Origin of the sequence: Streptomyces bobili, assembly GCF_002154575.1 — a bacterium.
Taxonomy (GTDB): Bacteria; Actinomycetota; Actinomycetes; order Streptomycetales; family Streptomycetaceae; genus Streptomyces; species Streptomyces bobili.
The window spans coordinates 1-13,136 of the sequence record NZ_MUBA01000134.1; the positions used below are offsets into that span (position 1 = coordinate 1).

A 13,136-nucleotide genomic window follows, 5' to 3' on the forward strand; every position below is an offset into this window, starting at 1 on the left:
GTGGGCGCGGCCGGCGCCGGCGCGGTCGGGGCATCGGCCGGACTCGCCACGGGCTGGCTCGCGTACCGGCTCGGCCGGGCGCTCCTGCGCGACCGGTCGGGTGCGGCTCCGCGCGACGTCGATCTGATCGGGGTCCCGGGATCCGTGGTCACGGCGATTCCCGCCGACGGCTATGGCGAGGTGCTGGTCCACCTGGCCGGGCAGCCGGTGAAGCTGGCCGCGAAGAGCGTGGCGCCGGTGGCCCGGGGGGCCGAGGTCTGGGTGGAGGCGACGCTGTCACAGACGGCGGTGTCCGTACGTCCCGTGGACCGCTGACCGGGCCGCGACCCCACCGACCCGTCCACGCCGGTGTCCGTGTCGCACATCAAACCGTTTCGATCTGCCGTCCTCTGGGAGGGCTGAGGGGGAATTCGCATGAGTCCAGTTGTTCTCGCCGTGCTGGGAGTCGTCGTACTCCTCGTGGTGCTCGGCCTGGTCGTCGTCACCCGGTACAAGGTGGCGGGCCCCAGTGAGGCGTTCATCGTCACCGGCCGGCGCGGGAAGCAGGCCACCGACCCGGAGACCGGCCGGGTCTTCACCGACAACAGCGGCCAGAAGGTCGTGGTGGGCGGCGGGGTCTTCGTCGTGCCGTTCGTGCAGCAGAAGTTCACCCTCGACCTCTCGTCCCGGCACATCCCCGTCGCGGTCCGCGGCGCGGTCACGCTGCGCGGCGTGAAGGTGCATCTGGAGGGTGTCGCGATCGTCAAGGTCGGCGGCACCGAGGATTCGATCCGGGCCGCCGCCCAGCGCTTCCTGATGCAGCAGGACGGCATCGTCGGCTTCACCCAGGAAGTGCTCTCCGGTGCGCTGCGGGCCATCGTCGGGCGGATGTCGGTGGAGGACATCATCCGCGACCGGGCCGCGTTCGCCGGGCAGGTCGCCGAGGAGGCCGAGGCCAGCCTGTCCGGGCAGGGACTGGTCCTGGACGCCTTCCAGATCCAGGACATCTCCACCGAGGGCTCCTACCTGGAGGACCTCGGCCGTCCCGAGGCCGCCCGCGCCAAGCAGGAGGCCGACATCGCCGAGGCCGTCGCCCGGCGCGCCGCCGAGCAGGCCAGGCTCAAGGCCGAGGAGGAGATCGCCATCGCGCAGCGCACCTTCGCGCTGAAGCAGGCAGAGATCAAGGCCGAGACCGACGAGGCCGCCGCCCGCGCCGACGCTGCCGGTCCGCTGGCCGAGGCCGCCCGCCGCCAGGAGGTGCTGATCGAGCAGGAGAAGGTCGCCGAGCGGCAGGCCGCGCTGACCGACCGTGAGCTGGACACCAAGGTCCGCAAGCCCGCCGACGCCGCCCGCTACCGGGCCGAGCAGGAGGCCGAGGCCCGCCGTATCGCGCTGGTCAAGGAGGCCGAGGCGGACGCCCAGCGGTCCCGGCTGACGGGTGAGGGCGAGAAGGCGCATCGCGCCGCGCTCGCGGACGCGGTCCGTATCGAGGGTGAGGCCGAGGCCGCCGCGATCGGTGCGAAGGGCGCCGCCGAGGCCGAGGCGATGCGGAAGAAGGCGGATGCCTTCGCCCGGTACGGCGACGCCGCCGTGCTCCAGATGCTCGTCGAGGTCCTGCCGCAGGTCGTGGCCAAGGCGTCCGAGCCGCTCAGCGCCATCGACAAGATGACCGTCATCTCCACGGACGGCGCCTCGCAGCTCTCCCGCACCGTCGCCGACAATGTCGCCCAGGGCGTCGAACTCCTCAGCTCCACCACCGGAGTCGACCTCGCCGAGCTGCTGAAGAACATCACGCGGCGAGACGGCGCCTCGCAGCCGGAGCCGTCGGCGTCCGCCGAGGCGAACGGCAAGATCGAGATCACCGGCTGACCCCGGTACGGACGGTGTGAACGAGCCCGCGCGGCAGCGAACCGCGCGGGCTCGTTCGGCATGGATGACGGCATCGCCGGGCTGCGTCGGGCGAGTTGGGTCCGGATGCGGGGGACGCGGATCGGCGTCCGGGTGGAGGTCACGGTGGGCGGCCCCATTTTACGAGGCGGGGAGCTTCGGCCCGGTGGCTGTGGCGTCGGCGCGGGTGCGAGGCCTGCCTGACGACGAGTCACGTGACGCCTGTGCCGGTGGAGGGCTTCTGAGGGCTCCTGTTGTGGCGGTGTGTGCCGTATCACGCCCATAAAAGGCGCCCAAGTTGTCTGCATCACAGCGGAAATGTCCACTTGGCGTCCATGCTCGACGGAGACAGCGACTCCCGAAGCACGGAGACAGCGACTCCCGAAGCGGAGCCCGACGGTATGGGCGCGAAGTTCCGAAGTGGCCCATGGCGCAGCCCTCTTGATTTCCTCCTCGTTCCCCTCGAAAGGTGCCCCACCATGGCCGCATACCTCTGTCCCCCTGCCGTGATACACGGTGAGCACGCCGTGCGGACCAGCCAGATCGTGGCGGAGGTGCGCGACCGGCACCCGCACGCGACGTGGGCGCCGCGCATCGACGGCATCGCGGCCAGTACGGGCATAGAAACCCGCGGATGGATGCTGCCGCTGGAGACCGCCGTCGCGCCCGGCGACGGCGGAGGCCTGCGGAGTGTCGGCATCGAATCCGCCCGACAGGCGCTGGCACGCGACGGGTTCACCCAGCAGGACGTGGACCGCGCGGTCGCCGCCCTGGAGGCGATACCCGTGCCGCAGACGGTCCAGGAGCGCACCGCGCCGGCCTGGAAGGCCGTGCGGTCCTACGGGGAGCGCGCGGCGCGAGGTGCCCTGCAGATCGCCGGGCTGGACGTCGCGGACGTCGACTGCCTGATCACCAGTCACTCCACCACCCCGGCGCTGCCGGGTCTGGACATCGCCCTGTCCAACAGGCTTTCGCTCCGCGACGACGTGATGCTGCTGCCGGCCACGCAGTGGGCCTGCGTGGCGGGGACCCGTTCCCTCGCCCTGGCGGCGGACCTCGTGGCCGCGGATCCCGATCGGGTGGTGCTGGTCGTGATAGCGGAGGCGCTGAGCACGACGTACCAGCCCGCGGACGACACCCTGGAGTCCCTGATCGTCCGTTTGCTGTTCGCGGACACCGCGGTCGCCGCGGTGGTCACGGGCCGTCCGAGGCGCGAGTCCGTGCTGCGACTGGACGCCGCCTGGCACCACACCCTGCCCGGCACCAACGACCTCCACCGCCTGGAGACCCGCGAGGACGGCACCCACTTCGTCATGGACCGGCGCGGGCCGCGCGCCGTACAGGAGACGGTGACCGCCATGTGGGAGTGGCTGCGCGTCCGCTACCAGGACGACCCCGACTCCTGGCACCCCGACGTGCTGCTCGCTCACCCCGGCGGCACCCGCGTGCTGGAGTACATGGAGCAGACGATGCCCGACGCATGGCCGTCGGGGCTGCTGGAGTACAGCCGGGACAGTTACACCAGCGGCAACCGCGGTGGCGCCGCCGTGTTCGACATCCTGAGGCGGGCGTACGACGCCGGGCAGAAGCCGGGCAACCGTGCCGTTCTGTACGCGGCGGCACCGGGCCTCACCGCCACCGCCCTGGAAGGGGAGTGGCTGTAGCGAAGGCGCGGGCCACCCGTACCCGCGAACGGGCCGTCCGCGGCACCGGTCACGCCACCGGTGCCGCTGAGGGCGCCGTCACCTGGCGACGTCCGCCCAGACGACCTTGCCGGTGTCCGTCCACCGCACGCCCCACCGGGTGGTGAGCCGGTGCAGGACGTGCAGCCCACGCCCACCGTCGTCGAGGAGGCCGCCCCTGCTCAGACGTGGTCTGCCGTTGCCGGTGTCGCCCACCTCGCACAGCAGGCCGTGACCGGTCCTGATCAGCCGCACCGTGATGGGACCGGCGGCGAAGCGCACCGCGTTCGTGACCAGCTCGCTGACCAGCAGCGGCACATCGTCCAGGGCGCGGCCCGTGGTGTGCCACCGCCGCAGCAGCGCGGAGGCGTGCGCGCGGGCACGGGCGGGCGCGTCGTCGCGGGCGGGCAGCCGCCAGGTCGCGGTGTCCTCCTTGCGGTAGCCGATCAGGCGCGCGAGCAGCAGGGTCACGTCGTCGCGCTGGCGGCCGGGGGCCAGCTCGGAGACGACGTGCCGGGCGGCCTGGTGCAGGGCGTCCCAGGGGTGCACCGTGGACACGGCATCCGCCAGCCTGCTGATGCCCACGTCGATGGAGAGGTTCCGGTCCTCGACCAGGCCATCGGTGTAGAGCGCGAGCAGGGAGCCCGGAGGCGCGTCGAAGGTGCGTACGTCGAACGGTTCCCGCAGGGCGAACTCGGCGCCCAGGCCGGGGTGAGGACGGACCGCGAGCAGGCCCGCGTTCCCGTCCGGAAGCACCAGGACAGGGGGGAGATGACCGGCGCTGGAGAGCGTCAGGTCGTGGCTGACCGGGTCGTAGAGGGCGACGCAGCAGGTGGAGCCGAGGGCGCTGTAGCCGGCCGCCAGCCCGGACTCCGCGTCGTCGAGCAGCGTCACGGTCTCGTCCAGGTGCTCCAGCACCTCGTCGGGGGCCAGCCCCGCGGACAGCAGCGCGCGGGCCTCCATGCTCAGTTGGCCCATCGCCGCCGCGGCTCCCAGCCCGTGCCCGACGACGTCACCGACCACCAGCGCGGTACGGCCGTCCGGCAGCGGAAAGCTGTTGACCCAGTCGCCGCCGACGCCGGCGCTGTCGGGCGTGGCGGGCTGGTAGACGCTGGCGATCTCCAGGGTGTCGCCGCCACTGCGGGGCAGCAGTCTGCGCTGCAACGTCAGCACCTGCGTGTGCTCGCGCTGGTGCTGACGGGCCAGGTCGACGTGATGGGCGGTCCTGGCCACCAGTTCCTGGAGGTCGAACAGTTCGCTGTCGCGGAAAGGGCGGTCCGCCCGCCGCCAGACCTCCGCCACGCCCAGAACGACGGGTGGCGGGCCGTCCAGCACCAGCGGTATGCACGCCACACTCGCCGACCGGTCACCGGGCACCAGGGCCCGGATCACTCGCGGACTCCCGAGCAGCCGCTCGACCGTCTCCCGGTCGGGGACGACGATGGCCTGCGGGGCGTCGTCCCGCCGTACGGCCTGCGCCAGCAGGCGGCTCGCGTCGCTCGGTAGGTCGTCGCCCGGAGTCACATAGCCCTCGGGCCAGGCCCGGTCCGGCACCAGGGCCGCCCGCCGCAGCCGGATGCGCCCCGGCGCCTGCTCGGTGACTCCCTCGCCCGTCCACACGGCGAAGTCGAGGTCGACGGCGGCCACGTCTCCCCAGGCCAGTAGCGACTCGGCCAACGACTGCGCGGTCTCGCCGATGTCCAGGGAGGTGCCGATCGCGGTCTCGGCGGCGTACAGGTGCAGCCTCCTGGCCATGGCGATGAGGGATACGGTGAGGCCCTCCTGCGGCGCCGCGGCGGGCAGGATGCTCATCGAGACGACCAGCTCCGATCCGTCGTCGCGGTGCAGGCGCTGGATCCTGGCGACGTGCGCCTCACCGCTCTCCAGAACCATCCGCAACCGCCGGGTGACCGTCGGTACGTCGCCGGGGGGCAGGAGGTCGGCGAAGGCACTCCCCGTCGGGGCCTCCAGACCCGTGAATACGGGGGCGTCCAGATTGCTGTGGGTGACGCGCAGGTCGCCGTCCAGGCCGACCACGCCGAGAATCTGATCCTGGCGGTCGGCCGCCGGGTCGTCGGGTGTGCGCCGACGGGCCGCGCGGTCGCCCTCAGCGTCGGCCGGACGTGCGCCCGCCGCCGCTCCGCCGCGCGGGCCGTAGCGCCCCAGAGCGCTGCTGACCAGATCGAACGGCGATGAGGACGAGGGGGTGGGCGTGGAGTCCATGCGGCTCTCTCGGCAGTCCCCGGCGCAGCGCCGGGGCCGTACTCGGACCCGTGCGACGGGGCCCCGAGCTCCCTGACCGCACACCCCATTGAATAACACCGGGGCTCGCTTCGCCCACACCAGCGGATCGCGCGGTGAACGCGGACCGTGAGGAGGCGCCCCGCGGGCGGCCGGCCGTGCCCACCCGGCCGGGGGCGTCACCCGACCGCGGCCCGACGACACGGGAACGTCCGGACCGCTCGCAACACGGAGGTGACCTCACCGGCGACTTTCTGTCAAAGGTGAGCCGGGCAGGTGCCTCCCGGTTGCGGGGGCGAGGACCTTGGGTAGGGCATGGCGGTGTTGTCCTTACCTGAGTGCACACGCGCCGTACGGGACCGTTTCGCCACCGACGGATACCTGCCGCTGCCTTCGCTGATTCCCTCCGGGACGCTGCCCGTGCTGGCACGGGAGGTACGGCGGCTGGAGGGACTGGCCCTGCGGCGCGACTTCGTCATGGCGTCCATGGACTCCTCGCCCCGCCACATGACCACCCTCGGCGGCCACGTCATCGCCCGTACGTCGCATCTCGTTCCCGAGCTGTACCACGGGCGGCGGCTGCTCTCGTGGATCGGCGAGGTCTCCGGCCTGCCCGCCGCCTGGGTGGCGGACCCCCTGGAGCGGCACGTGATCAACATCCTGCACCAGGAGGGCGACACCCATGGCGCGCACACGGACGACTACCCCCTGGCCCTGGTCCTGTTCACCGAAGCACCCGGCGACCCCGCCGACGGCGGCCTGCTGCAGTTCACTCCTCACGCCCACGACCTGAGTGGCCTGGAGACCGCCGCCGCGCGCCACGCGCACCACCGGCCGGGCGACGGATACCTCCTGCGCGCGGACACCACGGCCCATCGGGTCACCCCGCTGCGCCGGCCCGGTCTGCGCCGCACCGTCATGAACCTCGCCTACACCACCCCGGACCGACAGCAGGCCCGTACCCCCTCCGCGGGTCAGCTGTACTGACGGACCACGGGTGACCGTCCCTGTCCGGCTGAGCACCGCCCCGACCCAGGAGCCGCTGCCGATGGTCGACGCGGACAAGGGCCTGCTGGAACGGTGCCGAGTCGGAGCTGGATGTCGACCACCGGGTGTTCGATGACGGCCCGGGACAGGTCGAGGCGCACCCTTCCGAACGCGGACTCGACCTTGAGGATCCGCGGCACCCGCCAGCTGCCACCCCGCCGGATCCGTCCACCGGCGGCGGCGATCGTGGACGTGGATCCCGGCTTCTCCGCCGGAAGCGAGTCGAGGACCGACACCAGCTCGCCGCGCCCCTCGGCGGTGAGCACCCGGTCGAGTCCCTCGTCCATGTGCTCGTGCGAGATGTGCCCTTCGGCGTACGCCTCCTGTAGGCGGCGCACGGCCGCGTCGCGGTCGTCTTCGCCGATCGGCGACGGCGGTTCTTCCGACAGAGAGGTCACCGCTTCGATGTAGTGCCGCGCCGACGGCGAGAGCACGGGAACGAGCGGCTTCGCCGGTGGACGGTGCGCCGGCTCGCCCAGCGCTCCGCGATCGGTGTCGGCCCATCACCGGCCGGGCATGCAACGAGAGGCGACGCGGCGATCACGAGGGGGCGACCGATGATGTCGAAGCTCGGAGGGGGAGCCCTCGCGCTGTTCTGCTACGTCGATGTCATCACGTGCCTCGCGATCGGCGACTGGATATCGGATGTCGGTCCCCCTCTCCTCTACGGCGCCCCGACCGCCTTCGTCACCGGATCCGTCGCCGCGGCCGTGCAGGGCGCCCACCTGCGGAAAGCAGAGCGTGACGCGGGCCGATAGGCGCCCTTGGGCCCGGCTCACGGCGCGCCGCGTGCCGTGCCGAGGGTGCAGACCCCGTCCGCGCACCGGCGCTCCAGACGGCCGCGGGAGATGGTCTGGGCCAGGCCGACCATCCAGCAGGTGGGGCAGCCGCGGAAGGCGATCAGGGCCAACGGTGCCGCCAGCAGGGTGGCCGGGCCGGCGACGGGCACCAGGGCGACCGAGCCGATGATCAGCCCGAACCCGAGGGCTCCGCGCGCCAGATGGCGCGGGACGGACCTGCTGGCGAAGTCCTTCGTGCCGGGCGCAGTGGAGTGTGCCGAGGCCGAGACATCCTCCGGGGGCTGCGCGGGCTTCACCGGGCCCACGCCGTTCAGGGTCTTCACGGTGTTCACGGTCGAAGGTCCCTTCCGTCCGGGGCGTCGAGTGCGTGGTCAGGTGATGTGCCGGGTGCTGCCAGTGCGTGACGCAGTGCCGCGCGCGCTCGGTGCAGCCGCGACTTCATGGCGGCGTTGCTCAGACCGAGCGAACGGGCGACGGTCCTGCCGGGCAGGCCCTGTATGTCCCGCATGATCAGGACGTCCCGTTGGTCACGGGGGAGAGCGCCGATCGCGGTGGCGATCCGCTCCACCTCCAGCCTGTGCAGCGCCGCCTCCTCGGCGGACCGTTCGGCGGATGCCTCCGGCGTGGCCGACGCCTCGTCGCCGCGTGGGACGAGCAGCCGTACCTGCCGGAGGCATTCGTTGCGCACGATCCGGAACATCCATGAGGCGAGCGCGCCGGTGGCCCGCAAGGTGCCGATCTTCCGGTAGAGGATGATCAGCGCCTCCTGCGCCGCGTCCTCCGCGTCCTGCCGCGAGGCGCACAGCGACAGGGCGAACTTGCGTACGTGCGGCTGCGATTCGGTGACGACGGCGGTGAGCGAGGTGACGTCACCGTCCTGGGCGGACCTGATCAGCCGCTCGTCCGGCCAGGGGGCCCGTCGGTTCATGTGCTGCCCATCTCCTGAAGGCGCCCCGCCGGCGCCGCTCAGCCTCGGCTCCTGTATCGCCGCGTCAGATGCCAGCCGCACGCGCCCACGAGCAGGGCTCCGATCACTATGACTGCGGCGACCATCATGGGTGACTCCTCCCGGTTCCGCCGGCCCTGTTCGGCCGGTACACGGATAAGAGGCGGCGGGGTCCGGGAAGGATTCACCTCCGGCCGAGGATTCTTCGAGCAGTGCGGGCGGGGCGATACGGCGCGTGCGTCCCTGTACCGGCCCAGGGGCGGTGGTTACCTCCTGAGGTCCCAGTCCTGTGAGCCGTCCGCGGCCGCCTCCTGGAGCGTGAGCGGCGCGTCGGTGGTCGCGCCGGTCAGGTAGAGGCTCGGGTTCTTGACCGACTGGAGTCGGTAGGAGCCGTCGTCGTTCCTGACCAGGTTCCAGCTGCCGGTGGCGCTGTCGTCGACCCACTGGCCGATCCGCCGGCCTGCCGTCGCGTTGCCGGTCCAGACGGCCGCCGCGCGACCGCCCGACTTGTTCAGCAGGGTCGCACCGCCGTTCGGCTTCGTGACCACGTGCCAGTACTGGGTGTCCTTGTCCGCGGTCGCGCCGGGCGCCTCCAGGCGGACGTCCGGCACGTCCGCGTTGCCGATGTTGGCGTCGTTGGTGCGTCCGCCGGTGCCGATCACCTGGCCCGTCCTGCGGTTCACGAGCCGGTGGTAGGCGCCGTCCGAGTGGCCGAGATCGACCTCGGCGTAGGCGATCTGCGAGACGCCCTGGTTGTTGAGGATCGAGATGCGGCCGGTGCCCTCGACGTACTGGAGGTTGCGGCTGTATCCGGCCCGCGAGGTCGTCTGGTACTCCTTCCAGACGCCGTCGCTGCGACCGCTCTCGTTGACCCATACGTTGCCGCTGCCGGCGGCGTTGTAGACCAGCCGCCCGTCCGGGAGGCGGATGACGACCGGGCTGCCTCCCGTCGCGAGGGGACGTGATCCGGTGTCGACCGGCAGGGAGGTGACGGCCTCGCCGGTGGGGGAGCCGCGGTAGAACGTCAGCGGGTCGTCGGCCATGACGTACCGGGTGTTGACGCCGCCGCCCCAGTACTCGAAGGGGAGCAGCCACTTGCCGTCCGTCGTGCGGACGACGTTCGTCATGCCCGGCCGCCCGCCGCCGATCTCCGTCTTTCCGCCTCCCATGTCCTGGACCGACCCGGCGACGTCGACGACGGGGGCGCTCCAGCGGGCGGCGCGCCCGTCCCAGGTCCGGTGGGCGAGGATCTGCCCGTGCGAGTCCGGGGCGGTGTCGTTCGCGGGGTCGAGCCGCGGGACGCCGGTGGCCGGGTCGAAGCCGACGTAGTCGTTCTCGTCGGAGTAGAAACAGACCAGCCGGCCCTTGTGGACCATCAGGTACGGCTCCCAGAGGGGGTCCACCTGCCGGTGGGTGTTGGCCGCCGCGATGTTCTGGCCGACCGCGCCCGCGCTGCCGCCCTGCCAGCCACCGGTCGCGATGACGTTGACGACCTTCCAGGTGCGGCCGTCGTCGGTGCTGGAGTACAGGGCGATCGCCATGTCCGCGCGGTCGCCGTCGTTGGACGGCGTCCAGTCGGGGTCGGCGGCCTTGTGCTCCGTGTAGTAGGCGTCGTCCCCCGACACGACGCTCGCCAGCAGCAGCGTGCCGGCCTTCAACTTCCCGACCTGCTGCGGAAGGACGTAGAGGTAGGGGTTCGTCCAGTTGCTCGTGTACGTCGCGTACCGCGGGTCGCTGGACAGGTACGCCGGTGCCGCGACCTCCGACAGCGGCTGCCAGGTCGTCCCGTGGTCGTCGCTCTTGTACACCGGGAGGGTCTGGCCGTCCGCGCTGCCCGTCCCCGGCACGACCGTGGACCTCTCGAACGAGGCGACCAGGCGCCCGCTCGGCAGCTGCGCCGACTTCGGGTAGACCGCGCAGTTGCCCCGCCCCTTCAGACACGGCTCGTCGCCGAGCTGGTAGACGGTCCCGCCCGTCGGGGCGTACGCCTGCGCCGTGCCCATGGGCAGCGCCAGCAATGCGGACGCCGCGACGAACGTGCCCAGTGCCTGCCCTGTTCTTCTCTTGCTCTTCATAGCTCCTCCTCGGGGGTGGCCGGATGATGACGAACGGTCAGGAGACGAGTACGCGTACGTCCCAGGCGCCGAGTTCCAGTGGTGTGCCCGCGGGGACGGAGGTGCCGTCGAGGACGTCGGAGAGGTCCACCGGGGCCTGGACGCGGGCCGGTTCCCAGCTCCAGTTGTGGACGATGTGCACGCGCCTGCCGTCGGGGGAGGTGCCGGTCGTAGCGGTGACGGAGGCCGGGAGGTCCCGCCAGGGGCTGCGCGGGGCCGGTGCCATCCAGTCGGCCAGCGCGCGGGCGAGGTCACGGCCGGGGACGGTGCCGACGCAGGTGACGCGGCCCGCGCCGTGCGGGCGGGTGGTGACCGCGGGCCAGCGGCCGAAGTGCGGGTGGTCGTACGACACCAGCACGTCGGCGTCGGTGACGGTCAGGCTGTCCGCCCAGAGTCTCGCCGTCGCGCCCTCGGGGAGGTCGAGCGGTCCGCCCGGCGCCGACCGCACCGGGATCTCCCGGCGCAGGTTGCTGAACTCGTCGTAGGAGACGCCCGCCGCCTCGGTGAGGCGTCCGGGGGCCGCCTCCTGGCGGGCGCGCGCCTCGTGGTCGGCGTACCCGGTGCGCGGGCCGACGACCAGGTGGCCGCCCGCCTCGGCGTACGCGGCGAGCCAGTCGAGGGTGGCGTCGGCGGCGAGGTACAGCGCCGGGACGACGAGGACGGGATGGCGGCGGACGGCCTCCTGCGGCGTCAGGCCCTCCCTCTCCCCGCGCGGGTCGTGCAGCTGGCGGGCGTGCACGATGCGCACCTGGCGTCCCGTCTCGAAGGCGCCGCGGTAGAAGGGGTCGAAGACGCGGTGGTAGGAGGCCGGGTCAGGTGCCCCGTCCGGCTCGGCGAGCGGCGGATACTTCTCCATGAGCCACTTGCTGGGCGTCGAGTACACCATCGTGATGTCGGCGTCCGGTTCCAGCCCCGCGACGAGCGCCCCGGCCGACTCGAACTCGGCGCCAAGACGCGCCACTTCGGCATACGCGCGGCCCGGCCGCCCGGTGTGCGGCAGGACGCCGCCCCAGTACGTCTCCGCGCCGAAGTGCAGCGTGTTCCAGTGCCAGTACTCGATCATGCGGGCGCCGCGGGCGACCAGCGCCCAGGCGGCCTGCCGCCACTGTCCGTCGTACGCGGGACGGTTGTCCCAGGGGAAGCCGATCGAGCCCGCGTTGGTCTCGGTGACCAGGAACGGCTCCTGGCGCGAGGAGAACATCCAGTCGGCGGTCTGGTACAGCGCGGGGACGCCGGTGGTCTGCCAGATCTGGCGGTGGGCGTCCGGCGTGGGGTCGGGCAGCAGCAGACCGTCCTGCATGCCGTAGTACGGGTTGCCGGAGGCGATGTCGAGGCGGTCGGTCAGCTCGTCGTCCTCCACGGCCGGCCGGGTGTAGGAGATGCAGGTGGTCACGAACTGCTCGGGACGGACGTACTCCCGGACGATGTCGGCCTGCCAGCCGATGAACTCGGTGACCTGACGGGCCTGGAACGCGCGCCAGGCGACGTCGTACTGCGGCTGCGCGTTGCCGTCGGGTGTCCACAGGTCGGCCCAGGTCGACAGCCGGTGCGACCAGTAGACCAGCCCCCACTCGCGGTTGAGGGTCTCGACATCGCCGTAGGTCTCGCGCAACTCGTCGACGAAGCGCTGGAACACGCCGTGGTTGTGCAGGAGTTCGTTGCCCGGCTCGTTGTCGACCTGGAAGCCGATCACCGCGGGGTGGCCGGCGTACCGGGCGACGACCTTGCGGATGACCCGCTCGGCGTGGAAGCGGAACGCAGGGTGGGTGAAGTCGACCTCCTGCCGGGCACCCCAGCCGATGCGCTCACCGGTGCGCCGCTCGCCCGTGATCTCCGGGTACTGACGGGCCAGCCACGGCGGCACGGCGTACGTCGGTGTCCCGAGGACGACGGAGATGCCGCGCTCGTGGGCGCCGTCGAGCACGGGCTGGAGCCAGTCGAGGTCGAACCGCCCGCTGGAGGGCTCCCAGGTCGACCACACCGACTCCCCGACCCGGATGACGGTGACATGAGCGTCGGCCATCAGGTCGAGGTCGGTCTTGAGGCGTTCGTCGGGGCGCTCGGGGCCGTACGGCGGCCGGTACTCGTGGTAGTACGCGGCACCGAAGAGGACGCGGGCGGGCAGATCCGCCATGAAGGAAACCTCCGGAGGGAAGAACGTGAGGGGAAGCGACGGGAAATGGGGGGAAAGGCAGGGGCGTCACTGCTTGACGCCGCCCGCGGCGAGCCCGCTCTGCCAGTACCGCTGGAGCAGCAGGAACGCCACGACGAGCGGGACGATCGACAGCATGGAGCCGGTCACCACCAGCGCGAGCATGTCGCTGCTGGAGCCGGCCCCGCCGTTCTGCGCCTGCGCGGCCCAGGACGACAGGCCGACGGTGACCGGGTACAGGTCCGGGTCGTTCAGCATGATCAGCGGCAGGAAGTAGTTGTTCCAGGT

At 72.1% G+C, this 13,136-nt stretch carries 10 protein-coding genes and 2 pseudogenes; 5 read left to right on the plus strand and 7 right to left on the minus strand.

What is annotated here, in order from left to right:
* The 3 genes and pseudogenes from BZL64_RS12150 to BZL64_RS12160 all read left to right on the plus strand — a co-directional run.
* A pseudogene (locus BZL64_RS12150) lies at window positions 1-315 on the plus strand (hypothetical protein); the annotation flags it as partial.
* 99 nt (window positions 316-414) lie between these two features.
* On the plus strand, window positions 415-1,848 hold the full coding sequence (locus tag BZL64_RS12155) for a flotillin family protein (protein WP_086768956.1): 1,434 nt from the start codon (window positions 415-417) through the stop codon (window positions 1,846-1,848).
* 497 nt (window positions 1,849-2,345) lie between these two features.
* Window positions 2,346-3,530: a beta-ketoacyl-[acyl-carrier-protein] synthase family protein gene (locus tag BZL64_RS12160; RefSeq protein WP_086768958.1), complete on the plus strand. Its 1,185-nt coding sequence runs from the start codon at window positions 2,346-2,348 to the stop codon at window positions 3,528-3,530.
* A gap of 78 nt (window positions 3,531-3,608) precedes the next feature.
* Here BZL64_RS12160 and BZL64_RS12165 read toward each other — a convergent pair whose 3' ends face one another.
* Complete coding sequence (locus tag BZL64_RS12165) at window positions 3,609-5,771, minus strand: ATP-binding SpoIIE family protein phosphatase (RefSeq protein WP_086768960.1); 2,163 nt, start codon at window positions 5,769-5,771, stop codon at window positions 3,609-3,611.
* 333 nt (window positions 5,772-6,104) lie between these two features.
* Between BZL64_RS12165 and BZL64_RS12170 the strand changes: the two genes are divergently transcribed.
* Window positions 6,105-6,776 carry a HalD/BesD family halogenase gene (locus tag BZL64_RS12170; protein ID WP_244205312.1) on the plus strand — a complete coding sequence of 224 codons (672 nt, stop codon included), beginning with the start codon at window positions 6,105-6,107 and terminating at the stop codon, window positions 6,774-6,776.
* Here the strand turns inward: BZL64_RS12170 and BZL64_RS12175 are convergent.
* Window positions 6,764-7,234, minus strand: coding sequence for a DUF1707 SHOCT-like domain-containing protein (locus BZL64_RS12175; protein WP_086768972.1), 471 nt, complete (start codon window positions 7,232-7,234; stop codon window positions 6,764-6,766). The genes BZL64_RS12170 and BZL64_RS12175 overlap by 13 nt on opposite strands.
* Before the next feature lie 159 nt (window positions 7,235-7,393).
* Between BZL64_RS12175 and BZL64_RS12180 the strand changes: the two genes are divergently transcribed.
* Entirely contained in the window at window positions 7,394-7,594 is a 201-nt protein-coding gene (locus BZL64_RS12180; protein ID WP_086768962.1) for a hypothetical protein, read from the plus strand.
* A gap of 17 nt (window positions 7,595-7,611) precedes the next feature.
* Here BZL64_RS12180 and BZL64_RS12185 read toward each other — a convergent pair whose 3' ends face one another.
* From BZL64_RS12185 to BZL64_RS12205, 5 genes and pseudogenes are all read right to left on the minus strand, one after another.
* Window positions 7,612-7,959: a hypothetical protein gene (locus tag BZL64_RS12185; protein WP_107430277.1), complete on the minus strand. Its 348-nt coding sequence runs from the start codon at window positions 7,957-7,959 to the stop codon at window positions 7,612-7,614.
* A 5-nt stretch (window positions 7,960-7,964) separates the two neighbouring features.
* A complete protein-coding gene (locus BZL64_RS12190; RefSeq protein WP_086768964.1) occupies window positions 7,965-8,564 on the minus strand; it encodes an RNA polymerase sigma factor in 600 nt (199 codons plus the stop codon).
* A 284-nt stretch (window positions 8,565-8,848) separates the two neighbouring features.
* Complete coding sequence (locus BZL64_RS12195; protein WP_086768966.1) at window positions 8,849-10,657, minus strand: RICIN domain-containing protein; 1,809 nt, start codon at window positions 10,655-10,657, stop codon at window positions 8,849-8,851.
* 37 nt (window positions 10,658-10,694) lie between these two features.
* A complete protein-coding gene (locus BZL64_RS12200; protein ID WP_086768968.1) occupies window positions 10,695-12,830 on the minus strand; it encodes a beta-galactosidase in 2,136 nt (711 codons plus the stop codon).
* Between the two features lie 66 nt (window positions 12,831-12,896).
* Window positions 12,897-13,136: pseudogene (locus BZL64_RS12205) on the minus strand (carbohydrate ABC transporter permease); the annotation flags it as partial.